The organism is Agrobacterium tumefaciens, from assembly GCF_013337285.1.
Classification (GTDB): domain Bacteria; phylum Pseudomonadota; class Alphaproteobacteria; order Rhizobiales; family Rhizobiaceae; genus Agrobacterium; species Agrobacterium burrii.
Genome location: NZ_SUPW01000002.1, coordinates 338,191 through 353,505, shown reverse-complemented (window position 1 = coordinate 353,505; position 15,315 = coordinate 338,191). Strand labels below are relative to the sequence as shown.

Here is a 15,315-nt window from a genome sequence, read left to right as displayed (position 1 = left end):
AAATCGACTGTCGATTGCTATCGCATGGGGGGAAGAAACGGAATTGAATTTTCACGTTGTGAGGAGAACTTCATGTCACCTTGCGCCTCGCGAAGATTGGCGGGCAGTCTCGATGTTTGTCGGAGTTCTCAAGGTTTCCCTTCCGTCATCCCCGCCTTGAACCCCTGCTGTCCGGTTTAAATGACCGGATACACTGCATTGCATCGAGGTTGGCGGGAACGGCGCACCTTTTTCTCGGCGTCATCCTTGGGCTTGTCCCAAGGATCTAAGCACATTGAAAAAATCAATACGTTAGCAGATCCTCGGGTCAAGCCCGAGGATGATGTCTGCGTGTCTGGCGAGGTTCGTCATTCATCTGATGATGCTATGTTTTGCTCGTGCCCAGAGCGGCATCATAAAGCGCATCCGACCATTTAAATCGAACGGTGGCGGCCTTCAGCCGGGATAACGGGGCAGGTACTTTTGTAAAATATCAAGCCTCCTGAGAAGAAACGCTCTCAGCCATAAACCCGAAGAGGCTCCTCGCAACCATCGTCCTCAGCCGTGGCGGCCGGCATAGCAGCCTCGCATTTGCGCCAGCCGATCTTGCCTTCCAACCGCTGGTGAACGTCGGTGCCAATCGGCACCACCAGCACCCGGTTCGGGTCGACCGGCCCCGGAAAATCGAGCGCCGCATAAGCGACCTTCTCGAAACCGAGCGGCATGTAATAGGGCGGATCGCCGATCAGGATCACAGCCTCGGAACCCTTCCGCCGGGCAGCCGCAATGGCGATCCGAACGAGTTCCCGGCCGATGCCCTTGTTCTTGTGCGAGGGCCGAACCGCGAGCGGGCCAAGCATATGGCCCTTTACCCCACCGGCCAGAACCGGCGTCATGCGCACCGAGGCAATCGTCTCGCCATCATCGGCGCAGACGAAGGACAGCGACCGGTCATGCGGACCCTGCTCGCGAATGCGAGCTGCCGCCCGTGTGTGCCGGCCGGGACCAAATGCTTCTTCGTTGATGACTTCGATGATGGCGTCGTGCGACGCGTCCTCGGTGAGGTAGACAAGATCGTGCTTGGACATGAAGAGACCGAAACTTCCAGAATGCGGATGCGACAATAGATGACGACTGCGCCGGTAAGGGCGTTCAGGAGCGTCAGCGTCGTCGGAGCATCCGTAGTTCGATCATAGTCGGCAATTTCCTCAGATTTGTGAAAATCGCAATTATCAGGAAAATTCCCACCCGTCCAGAACAAATCTCGAAGCCATCTCATTCAGCCTCTGCAAGAGCAGAAACGCATTGTTCAACGCCTTGCGGGTTCGCGAGACGACAAGGAACGGTTAGGATCGCCGTCAAGGAAACAAACAAGGAGATCGTTATGGGCATGCTGGTGGAAGGCGTATGGAAAGACGTCTGGTACGACACCAAGGAAACCAAGGGGCATTTCAAGCGCGGCGCCTCGCAATTCCGCAACTGGGTCACAGCAGATGGCGCTGCCGGTCCTTCGGGAGAAGGCGGTTTCAAGGCGGAGAAGGATCGCTACCACCTTTACGTCTCCTTCGCCTGCCCCTGGGCGCATCGAACCCTGATTTTCCGCAAGCTGAAAAAGCTGGAAGACCTGATCTCCGTCTCCGTTGTCGATCCGCTGATGCTGGAAAACGGCTGGGAATTCAGGCCTGAGAACGAACGCACACCGGGCGCGACGGAAGACCACCTGTTCGGCTCCTCCACGCTCTGGCAGGTCTACACCAAAGCGGACCCCAAATATTCCGGGCGCGTCACCGTGCCGGTGCTTTGGGACAAACAGCGCGGCACCATCGTTTCGAATGAATCGGCGGAAATCATCCGCATGTTCAACGCTGCCTTCAACGATCTCACCGGATCGGAAGCGGATTATTACCCTGAGGCGCTGCGCGCCGAGATCGATGCGCTGAACGACGTCATCTATGACACCGTCAATAACGGCGTCTACAAGGCCGGTTTCGCCACCACGCAGGATGCCTATCAGCAGAATGCCGTGAAGGTGTTCGAAACGCTGGACATGCTGGAAGATCGCCTGAAGGATCGGCGCTTCCTGTTCGGTGCGGAGCAGACGGAAGCGGACTGGCGCCTGTTCACGACGCTGGTGCGGTTCGACCCCGTCTATGTCGGCCATTTCAAGTGTAACATCCGCCGCATCCACGACTATCCGCACCTGACGGGTTACCTGCGCGATCTCTACCAGACGCCGGGCGTACCTGACACGGTGGATATACGCCACATCAAGGAGCACTATTACCGCAGCCACCACACCATCAACCCGACCGGCATCGTGTCCGTTGGCCCGGAACTGGACCTGACCATGGCCCATGGCCGCGAGGTGCTTGCCTGACGGAAAAGACGGCCGCTACCAGTAGTCGCCAATGGCCGTTGCTTCGCCGGACAATTCGGCAAGGCGGCGGCGGGTGGCGGGCGTCATGCCTTCCGGCAGGTTGGAGAGATCGAAAAAGCCGCTCTCGACAATTTCATGGTCGGGCTTTTTCGGCTCGGTCTGGGTGACAACCAGCCGGTAAAGCGCCACATGGTCGCGGTTGCTGCCTTCCAGATTGAGATAAACGTGGATCAGCTCAGGCGTCGAGGCGGCCACGAGATTACCCTCTTCGCGGATTTCCTTGTTGAGTGCCATCAGCAGGGTCTCGCCGCGCTCCACCCCGCCGCCGGGCAGGTACCAGCCGGGCAGATAGGTGTGCCGCACCAGAAAAATCCGACCCTGATCGTCGAAGCAGGCAGCCCGCACGCCAAGGGTTGCACCGCGCGTGAACAGAAATACGAAATGCATCAGCCGGATCAGCAGGCGCGTGTGGAACGGACGGCCCTCCCGCCGCATTGTTTCATCACTCACTCTGGTTTCTCCCCGTCGGCAGGCTTTTGTTGGACGTGCGGCATATCATAGGTTATCTCTGCCGCCATGTTCAAACTTGCGCATATTTCAGACGTCCATTTAGGGCCATTGCCAAAACTCACTTTCCGGGAACTTGCATCCAAGCGCATCACCGGTTTCGTCAACTGGCACCGCAACCGTCGCAAGCACCTGTTCACCGATACGCTGGAAAAGCTGCTCGACGATCTGGAGACCAAATCCCCGGATCATCTGGCTATCACCGGCGATCTCGTCAATCTTGCGACCGGCATTGAAATTCGCGCCGCCGCCGACTGGCTGGAGGAAGTGGGCGAGCCTGAAAAGACCTCCGTCGTTCCCGGCAACCACGACGCCTATGTTTCCGGCGCGCACGACAAGGCCATGCAGGCCTGGTACCCCTATGTGCGCGGTGATGGCGATCCGCCGGAATGGGACGATGACCGCAAGATCTTCCCCTATATGCGCGTGCGCGGCCCCGTGGCGCTGATAGGCTGCTCCACCTCGATTGCCACGCCGCCCTTTTCGGCAACCGGCTATTTCGGCAACCGGCAGGCCCGCGCCACGGCGGAACTTTTGAAAAAAGCTGGCGAACAGGGGCTGTTCCGCGTGGTGATGATCCATCACCCGCCGATCCGGGGAGCCACTGCCGCCCACAAACGCATGTTCGGCGTTCGCCGTTTTGCCGCAGCGCTCGGCGTCGGCGGCGCGGAACTTGTACTGCATGGGCATACCCATCTCAACACGGTCTACTGGCTGAATACGCATCACGGGGAAGACCACATCCCGGTCGTCGGCATCGCCTCGGCCAGCCAGGGGCCGGGTGGGGAGAAACCGCGCGCGGCCTATAATCTCTTCCACATTTCCGGCGGTCCCGGCACATGGAACGTCACCTGCGAACGGCATAGTCTTGATGAGACGGGGACGGGCGTGGCGCTGGAGGATGTGCGGGTGTTTTATGACAACGGGCGGCCGTTGGGGTTTTCGCGGTTGGGGGAATAGCGTTCGCTCCCGTGAGTTTGGAGGGTGGGGCTTCACCCCCCTCTGCCCTGCCGGGCATCTCCCCCTCAAGGGGGGAGATCGACTCGCGGGTAGGTCCCGCCCATCTCAACATTTGTGAATGAAGTGGCGGTAGCGCCTCGTGCTGATCTCCCCTCTTGAGGGGGAGATGTCCGGCAGGACAGAGGGGGGTAAAGCCCCACCCTCAAAGCCAACTTACTTCGCCCGCTCTTCCAGCACCCTGTTCGCCGCCGAAACAATCGCCTCCAGCGAAGCGCCAACAATATTCGTATTGACCCCCGCCCCGAACAGCTTCCCACCCGGATGCTCCATCTCGACATAAGCGATGGCCGAAGCATTCGAACCGTGCTGCAGCGAATGCTCCGAATAATCATTCACCGACAGATCAACCCCGAGATAAACCGACAGCGCATTGATGAACCCGTCGATCGGCCCGGTGCCCTTGCCTTCGATGCGCTTCACCTCGCCATTATCGGTAATTTCGGCGGCAACGATGCGCACGCCCTTGAAATCGCCCGCCGGATAGGTGTGGTGATCGACGAACTTGATGCGCGCATTCGGTTGCGTCACGTAACGCTCCATGAAGCGCTCATAGATGCGCTTGGCCGGCAGTTCGACACCTTCTTCATCGGTGATGCGCTGGATGTCCTCGCGGAACTCCACCTGCAGGTTACGCGGCAGGTTGATGCCATAATCCTGCTGCAGAATATAGGCGATGCCGCCCTTGCCGGATTGCGAGTTGATGCGGATGATCGCCTCGTAGGAACGGCCGACATCCTTCGGATCGATCGGCAGATAGGGCACTTCCCAGACCGGATGGTTGGCGACCTTGATCGCCTTCATGCCCTTGTTGATCGCATCCTGATGCGAGCCGGAAAACGCCGTATAGACCAGTTCGCCAACATAAGGATGGCGCTCGGGGATCGTCATTTCGTTGGAATATTCATAGACCGCCTTGATGCGCTCAATATCGCGGCAATCCAGTTCCGGGTCCACACCCTGCGTATACATGTTCAGCGCCAGCGTCACGACATCGACATTGCCGGTGCGCTCGCCATTGCCGAACAGCGTACCCTCGACGCGGTCAGCGCCGGCCATCAGAGCCAGTTCGGTCGCGGCGATGCCGGTGCCGCGGTCATTATGCGGATGCAGCGAGATGATGACGTTTTCACGGTTGTCGATATTGCGGCACATCCATTCGATCTGGTCGGCATAGATGTTCGGCGTCGCCATTTCCACTGTCGAAGGCAGGTTCAGGATGAGCTTGTTGTCCGCCGTCGGCTTCACCACCTCGACCACGGCGTTGCAGATTTCCAGCGCCACTTCCAGCTCGGTGCCGGTAAAGCTCTCAGGCGAATATTCGAAGCGGAAACCACCACCGGCCTTCGCCGCCATGTCGGTGATCATCTTCGCGGCATCAACGGCAATCTGCTTGATACCATGCACATCCTTGCCGAACACCACGCGGCGCTGCAGTTCCGAAGTGGAATTGTAGAAGTGGATGATCGGCTTGTTGGCGCCTTGCAGTGCCTCGAAGGTGCGGGTGATCAGCTCCGGACGGCACTGCACCAGCACCTGCAGGGACACGTCATCAGGCACATTGCCTTCTTCCACACACCAGCGGGCGAAATCGAAATCCGTCTGCGAGGCGGAAGGAAAACCGATTTCAATTTCCTTGAAACCCATTTCCAAGAGCAGCTTGAACATGCGGGCCTTGCGGTCGTGGCCCATGGGGTTGACCAGCGACTGGTTCCCGTCGCGCAGATCCACCGAACACCAGATCGGCGCCTTGTCGATGGTCTTGCCCGGCCATGTGCGGTCAGGAATATTGATGGTCGGATAAGGGCGATACTTGACGTTCGCGTCGTTCATGCCCTTGGAAATATTGGTGATCTTGCCGTCCATTTTCGCTTCCTCCTTGCGCAGTCCGCGGGCTTCTTCAAGCCATCGGCGGATGCGCGGCCCTTTGAGGGCCTAAATCCAGTATAAAATGAGATTTCGAGATGAGGAGCGTTTGCGCCAGCGGGCTTTCGGCCGCCGGGCGCTCCTCACTGGACCCGGCAACCGCGTGTAAGGTCGAGGCTAAGAAGCGAGAGTGCACCGCACGGCGAGGCCTTCGCAGAAATCTGCGCGCTCATGCCGAAAATGGTTGCGATGCTGTTGCTCATGGGCACGTGTATAAACAGCGGCTGGCGGTCTGACAAGTGATGTTGTCCATCTTCCGCGCCTATTTTGCTCGCTGATTGTTCTCAAGCTTTTCCGATATCCATTTGACGATAAGCGCCTCGCGCGTCGTTCCAAGACGAGCCGCTTCCGCATCCACCCGACGCAAAATGCCATTGGGAAGATCGAAATGAGTGTGTTCCGTGCCGGGGCGACTGGCTTGCGACCAGTCGACATAGTCGTCGATGTCTTCGCCATCGTCGAATTTCCTGTCGAGATCTTCAGCGCTGATCGTCTTCATAACGCTGCCTTTCCTTGTCTCTGGAACGTCTGACGGAAATAATCCGCAACCGGTCATTTCTGTAGGTATAGACTGTGCTCCAGCACTTTCCGCGCAATTGAGCAATCATAATATACCGCTCTTCCGACGTGGTTTCGAGAGGTGCGACAAGTCTTTTCTCGTCAAGCCAAAGCGCCTTTGCCTCACCGAAATCTATTCCGTGTTTGTCTTTGTTGCTCTGACTTTTGGCAGGATCGAATTCGAAATCCATAAATAGTATTTCTTTAAAACAATAAGCATCCTATCTAATCACGCTTCACCACCCGCTGCAACGCCATCATTATCCCACCGCCGATCAGGCCCCAGAACGCCCCGGAAACACCGCCGAAGGAAAGTCCCGAAGCCGTGATGAGGAAGGTGATCGCCGCTGCCTCGCGGGTTTCCGGCTCCTTGAAGGCCGCGACGGCGGAGCCGGAAAAGGCGCCGACCAGCGCAAGACCCGCCACCGCCTGAATGAGGATGGGCGGCGCCAGCGCCACAAAGGCCGTGACCACGCCGGCCAACAGGCCGAAGATGATGTAGCCGACACCGCCGATGATCGCTGCCCAATAGCGCCGTTTGGGGTCGGCATGGGCGTCCTCGCCCGCGCACATCGCCGCGGTGATCGCCGCAAGATTGACCGCGTGGCCGCCGAAGGGGGCGGAAATCAGCGAGAAGAAACCAGTCGTGGCGAAAAGCGGTCCTGGTTGCGGATCGAAATGATTGACCTTCAGCACCGCGATGCCGGGAATGTTCTGCGAGGCCATGGTGACGATGAAGAGCGGCAACGCGATGGAGACGATGGCGTGCAGGCTGAAAACCGGCGTCACCCATTCCATCGGCGGTGTCAGCGATTGCGCCACGCTATCAAGCGCGCCCGCCGGAATGTCGACGCCGAAGATCATGACAAGCACGAAGGCGGCAAGCGCGGCAGGCACGGCGAAAAGCCGCCGGAAAGCCCCCACCACGATCCAGGCGAGAATGATCGGCAAACCAAGCGCCGGGTTAAAGCCGATCGCCTTCACCGGCGCAAAGCACAGGCCGATGATGACACCTGACAGCATGGCATTGGCAAGCGGTGCGGGAATGGAGGCAACGGCGCGCCCGAGCGGCTTGAACAGGCCGGCGATGATGATCAGGACAGCGCAGATGATGAACCCGCCGACAGCCGCCGGAAATCCGCCATCGATCACCCCGGTGGTTGCCAGAAGGGCCGCACCCGGCGTCGACCAGGCAATGCTGATCGGCAGCCGGGTGGTGGCGGAAAGAACGATGGCGCAAAGCCCCATCGCCACCGAAAGCGCCATCAGCCCGGAAGCTGCCTCGAAATCCGTCGCGCCGACGGCTTTCAGGCCCTGCAACACAACGGCAAAGGAGCTGGCAAAACCGACAAAGGCGGTAAGGCACCCCATGAACAGGCTCTGGACGGAAAAATCTTTCAGCATGAAGCACTCTGCGGGCCTGCTGCCAGTCGCAAGAACCGCAGCGGACGGCGGGGCGACAGGCAGGAACAAAATTTGAAGCGTAGGGCGCGAATCCGGACAGCGCGACACGCTTTGGATGAAGCATGACTATATTCAGGATCAAAAAAGACAAGGCTTGGCAAGATGAGTGGCCGGACTTCAGGTACGGAGATCCGGAAAACGTCATCAAAGTTTAGCGGCAGGGCGCTAATCCTCGCGGCATCCATCACAACAAGGCATCCGCCGCAAAAAGGATCGTCTCCATGTTTCGCATCGCCACCGCCGCCGCTTTCTGCCTTGTGGCCCTTCCGGCCGCCGCCCAGACCCCGCCACCGCCGGCCTTTCTCGGCCAGATCGTCGTACCTTCGGGTCTCTCCATCAACGGCGTTGCTTTCGGCGGCATTTCCGATCTGAGCTTTGATAGCGAAACCGGCCGTTATCTGGCTATTTCCGATGACCGTGTCGAAAAAGGCCCTGCCCGTTATTACGAACTGGAACTGGCCGTGACGGAAGGTGCCGTCACGCTGAACATCGCCGCCACGCATGAATTGAAGGACGAGACCGGCGCAGCCTTCGCGTTGAAGGGCATCGACGCCGAAGGCATCGCGCTCGACGGCAAGGCCGGCAAGCTCTATTGGTCCTCGGAACGCGACCTGAAAAATCAGCCGGCGATCTATGTCTCGGACGTCGATGGCGGCAATGTGAAGCGGCTGGAACTGCCCGAGGCCTACCTCGTCAATGATGCAAAGACGAGAGGCGTGCAGAACAATCTCGGCTTTGAGGGTCTGACACTGACATCCGGCAAGCTCATCGCCGTCACGGAAAACGCGCTGACCCAGGACGGCCAGAAGGCGACGCCGCAGGCCGGCAGCCCGTCCCGCATTCTCGTCATCGACACGGCGACACTGAAGCCGGTTGCCGAACATGTCTATGTCACCGAGGCGATCTCGAAGACCCCGACAGCCGCCGAGCCGAAATATAACGACAATGGCCTCTCCGCCATCGCCGCCATGCCGGATGGCCGATTCGTCACCGTGGAGCGCAATTTCGCTTCCGGCGTCGGCAACCATATCCGCTTTTTCATTGCCGACCTGTCCGGCGCGGAAAACATCCTCGGCAAGGACAAGATCGAGGCGGCAAATGTGCGCGCCGTATCGAAAACCCCGTGGTTCGAGATCAACGAAGGCGATTTCGGTCTCGACATCGACAATATCGAAAGCTTCGCATTCGGACCGGTGGTGGATGGCAAGCAGCTTTTCTTCGTCGCCTCGGACGACAATTTCAATCCCGGCAAGCAGTTCACCCAGTTCGCGGCCTTCGCAATTCCGGCCAATCTGGGTCAGTGAAATCCATGACGACATGAGATACCGGCTCCGGACCATGTTCGGAGCCGGCAAGAGATGCGCCTTTCACCAGCGCAGAAAACGGGAACCCGCAAAGGCGCCGATCATGCCCATCATGAGAATGCCGAGCGAATACCAGATCAACACGAATGCCATGCCGTTTTCGGTGCAGAACCAGGAATAGACCCAGGCTCCGGCCGCACCCGCCGCAAGGCCACCGACAAAACCGGCAAGCGTGGGATCAGCGGGGGCGGAACGCTTAAGAGCGGTGAAATTCGCCAAAAACACGGGAAGCGCAAAAGCGACGATCAGAAACGGGCAATGCAGAGCCGACGATCCCAGAATAAGGGCGGCGTAACTACCTGGCACGGCAAACCCCAGCTGGACGAGCGCAATCGCAGCCATCGCGATGAAAATCACCGCGAGCCAAACGAAAAAAAGGCCACTGTCGCCATCAGGCCGGGCAAGGCGTCGGACGGCGACAAATGCAGCCACGGCCAGCAGGGCATTATAGGCCGACTTGATCCAGAAACCCAGTTCGCTCAGAGCATCATCCATATCACCGCGCAGCCCGAGAATGACGAGCATCAACAACAGCGAAACGCCGAGCGCGGGCAAGGCCGTGAGCGCGAGCCTGCGCTCTGTTGCAAAAGCTGCGACGGGCTTGAGGTCGCCTGCCAGTTGTTCGATGATGTCTTCCGTCTTTCTCACGTTTCGCCTCGCAATTTTGCCGCCAGGGCTTTCAACGTCCTGTGGATGCCGACCCGCGCCGCAAGTTCGGTCTGGCCGGATTTTTCCGCCGCTTCGGCGATCGACTGACCTTCGAGTTTTACCCTGCGAATAAGGTCGCGTTGCCGCTCCGGCAAATCATTGAGCAACCGTTCCACATCCATGCGCGCCGTGACCGCGTCGACGGACGTTTCCGCCTCCAGCGTCTCATCGAGCTCGACTTCCGCCCGCATCCGCGCGCCCCTGCCGCGGTAGTGGTCGATGAGCTTGTAGCGCGCGATCGAAAAGAACCAGGCCGTGAACGGTCGCCCACGATCATAGGTCTCCCGTTTGGCGTGAAGCGACAACAGGGTTTCCTGCACAAGATCTTCCACATCGCCTCTGGAGGCGGAGGTCATGCGCCGGCCGTAATAGGCAAGCAGCAGCCGGCGCAAGGCATGGAGCAAATGCCTGTAGGCGCTTTCGTCCCCATCGAGGGAACGCAGCATCATTGTTTTTAATGTTTCTTCCGAAAGGCTGCCTGTCATCGTCACTATCGGGTTATACGCACTCCACGGAATATTGTTACATAATCGCTTTTAAAAAATCTCGCCCGAATATGACCTCACAAGCGCGTGAAGCTGTAACGATGAGGCGTTTCCGACCGAATGGACAATCGTGAGCCCCGGCAAGACGCCGGCCGACACTCGAAGACGTCCAGAGGAGACCTTCATGACCCGCATTTTTTCCGCCATCGCCGCCGCTTCCATGCTGTCCGCTCTTTCTTTCGCAGGCATCGCCCATGCTGACAGCATGAAAACCGACGCGATGAAGAAGGACACCATGAAGCCTGAAACGATGAAAATGGAGACGATGAAAAAAGACGGCATGTCCATGGCCAGCAAAAAGGACTGCATGCACAAGGCCGGCATGGAAATGGACAAGATGAAAAAGGCCGACATGATGAAGGCCTGTGACACAATGAAATGACGCCAGAGCATTTCCGCTTTTCTCCGAAACGCGAAAACACTCTGTCTCTTTGTTTTTACGCATTGTCCTGACGTAAAAGCGATCCCGCTTTTAGCGGAAATGCTCTAGCCTGAATGAAAAAGCCCGCGTCGGTTTGCACCAACGCGGGCTTCTTAAAACGGGAAGTCAGAAAACTCAGAGTTCCGACTGGCTCTCGACGATCTTGCCGACGAGGCCGTAATCCTTGGCTTCATCCGCGCCGAGCCAGTAATCGCGATCGATATCCTTGGCGATCTTTTCTTCGCTCTGGCCGGTGGCCTTGGAGAAGATCTTGATCAGGCGCTGGTTCATCTTGATGATTTCACGGGCCTGGATTTCGATGTCGGAAGCCATGCCGCGCGTACCGCCGGAGGGTTGGTGCAGCAGGAAGCGGGTGTTCGGCAGGCAGAGGCGGCGTTCTTTCGGCACCGAAACATAAATCAGCGCGCCGGCGGAAGCGACCCAACCCGTACCGATGATATAGACCTTCGGCTTGATGAACTTGATCATGTCATGGATGGAATCGCCCGATTCCACATGACCGCCCGGCGAATTGACGTAAACGCGAATATCGTCGTCGCTGGCGGCGGCAAGGGCGACCAGCTGCGTGCAGACCTTCTGCGCCAGTTCCTGTGTGATGCCACCATAGATGAAGATCGAACGCGACTTGAAAAGATTCGCTTCCGTTTCCTTGCCGATCGGCAGTTCCTTGCTCTTGTCGTCTTCGTCTTCGTTCATCAACGGCTCTCTCCAGCGTAATTCGTGCCCTTCGGACATAGTGCGACTTGTTACGTAAGGCAATGAGCAAAAAAGACAAGGTTCGCGCCTGAACAATAAACAGCACCCCCGGCAGATGACGCATGGACAGCCTCTCGGCCTTCGCGATATCGTCAGCGCCTCATTGCAGTGCCGACCGTTGCGGGGAACCCCAAGATACTCAGGCGGGCGGCGACAATCAAAAGAGGGAACCATGCTGAAAAGACTAAGCCTCGCCGCTGCCACGCTCGGCGTTACCACGCTGCCCGCCTTCGCCCATCTGAACCCGGAAGAACACGGCTCCTTCATGGCCGGCGTCTCCCACCCCTTCTTCGGCGCAGACCACATTCTGGCGATGGTGGCCGTCGGCATCTGGGCCTCACAGATCGCAATGGCGCAGAACGATCGCAAGGCGCTGTGGATCGTGCCTTCAGCCTTTGTCGGCACCATGGCCATCGGTTTTCTGATGGCGGTTTACGGTATCGAGCTTCCCTTCGTCGAACCCGCCATTCTCGCCTCCGTCATCGGCCTTGGCCTGCTGGTTGCCGCAGCGGCAAAGCTCCCCACGGCAGCGGCAGCGGCCGTTGTCGGCGCTTTCGCACTGTTCCACGGCCACGCCCATGGCGGCGAACTCGGCAGCGCCGGTGCGTGGCAATTCGGCCTCGGTTTCATGATCGCCACCGCGACCCTGCATCTGGCCGGCATCGCTATGGGTCTCGGCATTGCCCGTTTTGGCTCAGCCGCCAGCCGCACCGTGGGTGCATTGACGGCGATTGCGGGCCTGTCACTTGCTTTCGGCGGCTGACGATCATTACCGAAATTTAAAATTCCGGCCGCTTTGAAAAGCCTGAATTTGCGCCTACCTCCTTATCGTGGATTTTCGCTTCACGGTAAGGAGGCAGCCTATGTCACCGGAAGAAAGCCAGCTTCTCAAGGGCCTGTTCGACAGGACCAGAACCGCATCCGCCACCCCACGCGACAGCGAGGCGGAAACATTGATCGCGGACGCCGTGCGCGATCAGCCAGCAGCCCCCTATTATCTCGCCCAGGCGGTGATCGTTCAGGAAAAGGGTCTGGAAGCGGCAGCGGCGCATATCAAGCAGCTCGAAGACCGCATCCATGCGCTGGAAAGCGGAAATAGCGCCCCGCAGGCAGCCGCACAGGGCGGGTTCCTCAGTTCGATCTTCGGCACAGGACAACCGCAGCCACCCGCACCGACGCCAGCCCCGGTTGCCGCCCCAACCTCATGGCGCAACGATACCGCCGGCCAGACGGCTGGCCCCTGGGGATCGCCGACCGGCCAGCAGCAACCCGGCGGCCCGTGGAGCCAGCAGCCCACTGCCGTCGGGCGTTCAGGCGGTGGCTTTCTGCAAGGCGCGCTCGGCACCGCCGCCGGTGTCGCCGGCGGCATGCTGCTTGCCAATTCGCTCAGCGGCATTTTCGGCAGCCATATGTCGTCGCTCGGGCTGGGTTCACCCTTTGGCGGGAGCAATCCTGCGGGCAACGCCCCCGTCGAAGAAACCGTCGTCAACAATTATTACGGCGACAGCGCCAACCCGCAAAATAACGACGATGACGATATCCAGCAGGCCGACTATGACGACAGCGCTGACGATACGGATTCCGATTCAGGCGACGACGGTTCGTTCGCCTGAGCCTTCAATCATGTAAACAGCCGGATCAGCCGCGACCGCGATAGGTCGGGACACCCTGATCCGGCAGCCATACGCCCTCGGGCACCGCTCCGGTCTGCCAGAAGACGTCGATCGGGATGCCGCCACGCGGATACCAGTAAGCGCCGATCCTGAGCCATTTCGGCTGCAATAGGTCCACCAGCCGCCTGGCGATATAGACCGAGCAATCCTCGTGGAATGCGCCGTGGTTGCGGAAGGATTGCAGGAACAGCTTCAGCGACTTCGATTCCACCAGAAAGTCGCCGGCGATATAATCGATGACGATATGGGCGAAGTCCGGCTGGCCGGTCATCGGGCAAAGCGAGGTGAATTCGGGCGCGGTGAAGCGCACAACATAATCGGTGCCGGCATTGCCGTTCGGCACCTTTTCAAGAATGGCCTTTTCCGGGCTTTCAGGCGTATCGACCTTCGTGCCCAGCTGCGACAGGCCGGAAACATCCGTCACGGACATGGAAAACTCCTGTTCATTCATAAAATGACTTTGACGCCATGCGCCTTTTCGCCTTCCGGCTCGACGTGAATGGCAAGGCTGGCGCCCGGTATGACCTCCCTTATGGCATCTTCAAGGCGGTCGCAAATATCATGCGCCTCCCGCACCGTCATCGTGGCGGGAACGACGACGTGGAAATCGATGAAGGCGGCCGAACCGGCGCGGCGGGTCCGGAGATCATGCACGCCGATGACGCCGCCGGAATGTTCGGCAATCGCCTTCTTGATCGCCTCGTCTTCCTCAGGCTCCACCGCCCGGTCCATCAACCCGCCAAGCGAATGCAGGATGACCTTCGATCCCTGAAACAGGATGTTGATGGCAACCAGTATGGCGAGCAGCGGATCGAGAATGGCGTAACCCGTCAGAAGCGCCAGAATAAGACCGACGAGAACACCCGCCGAGGTCACGACATCGGACATGATGTGATGACCGTCGGCGGCAAGCGCCGGCGAGGCGTATTTTCTGCCGACGCGGATCAGGGTCGTCGCCCAGACGGCGTTGATGACCGCTGCAAATGCGTTGATGGCAAGACCGAGAACCGGCGCTTCCGGCAGCCTCGGATTGAAGAGGCTGCCCCATGCCTCCTGCACGATCAGGAGCGCAGCAACGACGATCAGCACGCCTTCCACGACAGCGGAGAGATATTCCGCCTTGTGGTGGCCGAACTGATGGTCGTCATCGGCAGGTTTCTGCGCATACCGAATGACGAAGTAGGCGATGAAGGCCGCGACGACGTTGACGGTCGATTCCAGACCATCAGACAGAAGTGCGACGGACCCCGTGACCCACCATGCCAAAAGCTTGAGGCCCAGCACGCCGAAAGAAAGTGGAATGCCCCAGAATGCGAGCTTCCTTACCAGTGCATTGCCTTCACTGTTCATTTTTGCCCCCGTGCGGATGCGAACGAATTGCATGACCGACTGCCAAAACGCACGAACCGCGCGCCCGGGGTCTCCGTGCGCGCGGTTCGCTATTGGGGTTTCTATCGTTCAAACCGCAGGCAAGGTCAAGAGCCTCAAGGTCGCAGCAAGGACCTCAATCCTCGTTTTTCTGTTCGCAGAAACGGATGCGGTTGCCGAAGGGATCAATGACTTCCATCACATCGCCCCAGGGCAGTTCTTCGACGCCCGGCTTCAGGAAGCGATAGTCTTTCGCCACCAGTTCCCGTTGATAGGCGTGAACGCCGTGCATGGTGACGAAGATGTTGGAGCCCGGCGTCGCATCGCCGTGATGGCCGCTGAGGTGCAGCCCCATTCCCGCTCGCGATACCTGCATGTAGAGGGGAAAATTTTCGCCGAAGCGATGTTCCCAGTCGATCTCGAAACCAAGAAAATCGACATAGAATTCCCGCGCCTTGGCTTCGTCGAAAATCCTGACGATCGGGAATGTTCGTTCGAAACCGATTTCTGAAAGGCTGTGCTTTCCGGCGTCGCCCATTCCCACCTGCCCCTTTTTCAGGCCACGAAAGAA

18 protein-coding genes are annotated in these 15,315 nt (G+C 59.0%); 6 read left to right on the top strand and 12 right to left on the bottom strand.

What is annotated here, in order from left to right; translation table 11 throughout:
- Positions 1-497: 497 nt before the first annotated feature.
- Positions 498-1,067, bottom strand: a complete 570-nt coding sequence (locus FCH38_RS07555; protein WP_153514953.1) for a GNAT family N-acetyltransferase — start codon at positions 1,065-1,067, stop codon at positions 498-500.
- 296 nt (positions 1,068-1,363) lie between these two features.
- Here FCH38_RS07555 and FCH38_RS07550 point away from each other — a divergent pair, with 296 nt between their 5' ends.
- On the top strand, positions 1,364-2,356 hold the full coding sequence (locus FCH38_RS07550) for a glutathione S-transferase family protein (protein WP_153514952.1): 993 nt from the start codon (positions 1,364-1,366) through the stop codon (positions 2,354-2,356).
- A 15-nt stretch (positions 2,357-2,371) separates the two neighbouring features.
- On the opposite strand, the gene FCH38_RS07545 is transcribed toward FCH38_RS07550, so the two are convergent.
- The gene (locus FCH38_RS07545; protein ID WP_153515120.1) at positions 2,372-2,851 is read right to left on the bottom strand and encodes an NUDIX domain-containing protein; all 480 of its coding nucleotides are present in this window, start codon (positions 2,849-2,851) and stop codon (positions 2,372-2,374) included.
- Between the two features lie 81 nt (positions 2,852-2,932).
- Here FCH38_RS07545 and FCH38_RS07540 point away from each other — a divergent pair, with 81 nt between their 5' ends.
- Complete coding sequence (locus FCH38_RS07540) at positions 2,933-3,883, top strand: metallophosphoesterase family protein (protein ID WP_153514950.1); 951 nt, start codon at positions 2,933-2,935, stop codon at positions 3,881-3,883.
- A gap of 213 nt (positions 3,884-4,096) precedes the next feature.
- Here FCH38_RS07540 and leuA read toward each other — a convergent pair whose 3' ends face one another.
- The 4 genes from leuA to FCH38_RS07520 all read right to left on the bottom strand — a co-directional run bounded on the left by leuA (position 4,097) and on the right by FCH38_RS07520 (position 7,828).
- On the bottom strand, positions 4,097-5,806 hold the full coding sequence (gene leuA / locus FCH38_RS07535) for a 2-isopropylmalate synthase (RefSeq protein WP_149900015.1): 1,710 nt from the start codon (positions 5,804-5,806) through the stop codon (positions 4,097-4,099).
- A gap of 322 nt (positions 5,807-6,128) precedes the next feature.
- Positions 6,129-6,365 carry a type II toxin-antitoxin system BrnA family antitoxin gene (gene brnA / locus FCH38_RS07530; RefSeq protein ID WP_174373378.1) on the bottom strand — a complete coding sequence of 79 codons (237 nt, stop codon included), beginning with the start codon at positions 6,363-6,365 and terminating at the stop codon, positions 6,129-6,131.
- Positions 6,346-6,615 (bottom strand): BrnT family toxin, encoded by a 270-nt coding sequence (locus FCH38_RS07525; RefSeq protein ID WP_153514948.1) that lies wholly within the window; start codon positions 6,613-6,615, stop codon positions 6,346-6,348. Before FCH38_RS07525 ends, brnA begins: the two co-directional genes overlap by 20 nt.
- A 34-nt stretch (positions 6,616-6,649) precedes the next feature.
- Positions 6,650-7,828 (bottom strand): benzoate/H(+) symporter BenE family transporter, encoded by a 1,179-nt coding sequence (locus tag FCH38_RS07520; protein WP_174373377.1) that lies wholly within the window; start codon positions 7,826-7,828, stop codon positions 6,650-6,652.
- Between the two features lie 281 nt (positions 7,829-8,109).
- Between FCH38_RS07520 and FCH38_RS07515 the strand changes: the two genes are divergently transcribed.
- The gene (locus FCH38_RS07515; RefSeq protein ID WP_174373376.1) at positions 8,110-9,192 is read left to right on the top strand and encodes an esterase-like activity of phytase family protein; all 1,083 of its coding nucleotides are present in this window, start codon (positions 8,110-8,112) and stop codon (positions 9,190-9,192) included.
- A 63-nt stretch (positions 9,193-9,255) separates the two neighbouring features.
- Here the strand turns inward: FCH38_RS07515 and FCH38_RS07510 are convergent, their stop codons facing one another.
- Entirely contained in the window at positions 9,256-9,900 is a 645-nt protein-coding gene (locus FCH38_RS07510; RefSeq protein ID WP_174373375.1) for an NrsF family protein, read from the bottom strand.
- Positions 9,897-10,445 carry a sigma-70 family RNA polymerase sigma factor gene (locus tag FCH38_RS07505; RefSeq protein WP_149900011.1) on the bottom strand — a complete coding sequence of 183 codons (549 nt, stop codon included), beginning with the start codon at positions 10,443-10,445 and terminating at the stop codon, positions 9,897-9,899. Before FCH38_RS07505 ends, FCH38_RS07510 begins: the two co-directional genes overlap by 4 nt.
- 184 nt (positions 10,446-10,629) lie before the next feature.
- Between FCH38_RS07505 and FCH38_RS07500 the strand changes: the two genes are divergently transcribed.
- Positions 10,630-10,887 carry a pentapeptide MXKDX repeat protein gene (locus FCH38_RS07500; protein ID WP_149900010.1) on the top strand — a complete coding sequence of 86 codons (258 nt, stop codon included), beginning with the start codon at positions 10,630-10,632 and terminating at the stop codon, positions 10,885-10,887.
- Between the two features lie 174 nt (positions 10,888-11,061).
- Here the strand turns inward: FCH38_RS07500 and FCH38_RS07495 are convergent, their stop codons facing one another.
- A complete protein-coding gene (locus FCH38_RS07495) occupies positions 11,062-11,643 on the bottom strand; it encodes an ATP-dependent Clp protease proteolytic subunit (protein ID WP_046797919.1) in 582 nt (193 codons plus the stop codon).
- Positions 11,644-11,875: 232 nt separating this feature from the next.
- On the opposite strand from FCH38_RS07495, the gene FCH38_RS07490 reads away from it, so the two are divergent.
- Both FCH38_RS07490 and FCH38_RS07485 read left to right on the top strand, forming a co-directional pair.
- Positions 11,876-12,466, top strand: a complete 591-nt coding sequence (locus tag FCH38_RS07490) for a HupE/UreJ family protein (protein WP_153514941.1) — start codon at positions 11,876-11,878, stop codon at positions 12,464-12,466.
- A 100-nt stretch (positions 12,467-12,566) separates the two neighbouring features.
- A complete protein-coding gene (locus tag FCH38_RS07485) occupies positions 12,567-13,316 on the top strand; it encodes a DUF2076 domain-containing protein (protein ID WP_174373374.1) in 750 nt (249 codons plus the stop codon).
- 25 nt (positions 13,317-13,341) lie between these two features.
- Here FCH38_RS07485 and queF read toward each other — a convergent pair whose 3' ends face one another.
- From queF to FCH38_RS07470, 3 genes are all read right to left on the bottom strand, one after another.
- Positions 13,342-13,806 (bottom strand): preQ(1) synthase, encoded by a 465-nt coding sequence (queF, locus tag FCH38_RS07480; protein ID WP_149900007.1) that lies wholly within the window; start codon positions 13,804-13,806, stop codon positions 13,342-13,344.
- A 17-nt stretch (positions 13,807-13,823) separates the two neighbouring features.
- Positions 13,824-14,726 (bottom strand): cation diffusion facilitator family transporter, encoded by a 903-nt coding sequence (locus FCH38_RS07475; protein WP_174373649.1) that lies wholly within the window; start codon positions 14,724-14,726, stop codon positions 13,824-13,826.
- 154 nt (positions 14,727-14,880) lie between these two features.
- Positions 14,881-15,282: a glyoxalase superfamily protein gene (locus FCH38_RS07470; protein WP_174373373.1), complete on the bottom strand. Its 402-nt coding sequence runs from the start codon at positions 15,280-15,282 to the stop codon at positions 14,881-14,883.
- Positions 15,283-15,315 lie beyond the last annotated feature (33 nt).